The following is a 594-nucleotide window of genomic DNA, read 5'->3' as shown; positions in this document are numbered from 1 at the left end:
GGGGCACATTGAGCACTATTGGCGTAGCCCTCATGGGGGTTTCCATGGGTCTTGGAATTCCACCCGCCTATGCTGCGGGCGCCATCGTAACCGGCACATTCTTTGGCGATAAACTATCACCTCTATCCGATACCACGGTCATGGCATCTGCCGTGTGTGGAGTCAATATTATCACGCATATAAAGCACATGCTCTATACGACAATGCCTGCTTATTTATTGGCAATAGCTCTCTACATATGGCTTGGAAGTGATATCACCACCCATTCCAGTATCGTCAGTAATGATGCACGCCACATAGTACAATTACTTAACGACAACTTTAACCTTAGCCTCTTCACATTAGCACCACCTCTGGCAGTATTTGCTTGTATATTACTTCGCAAGCCGGTCCTTCCTTCATTCTTTGTCGGGATAGTGACAGGCATTTTAGTTGCGTTGTTCTTTCAGGGGTCATCGCTAGATAAGATAGGAACGGCCCTAAGTAGCGGCTATGAGGCTGATACTGGCTTTTCCATGGTTGACAATATGTTATCGCGTGGTGGACTACAAAGTATGATGTCAACAGTTTCGGTTCTTATAGCAGCTGCCATTC

1 protein-coding gene is annotated in these 594 nt (G+C 46.5%); it reads left to right on the top strand.

Annotation, left to right across the window (positions count from 1 at the left end; translation table 11 throughout):
* Positions 1–44: 44 nt before the first annotated feature.
* Positions 45–594 (top strand): Na+/H+ antiporter NhaC family protein (locus OP495_RS18680; protein ID WP_280571285.1); only part of this gene is annotated, 550 nt, incomplete at its 3' end.

Origin of the sequence: Chromohalobacter sp. 296-RDG, assembly GCF_029889885.1 — a bacterium.
Classification (GTDB): Bacteria; Pseudomonadota; Gammaproteobacteria; order Pseudomonadales; family Halomonadaceae; genus Chromohalobacter.
This window is presented reverse-complemented; position numbering and strand designations above follow the sequence as displayed.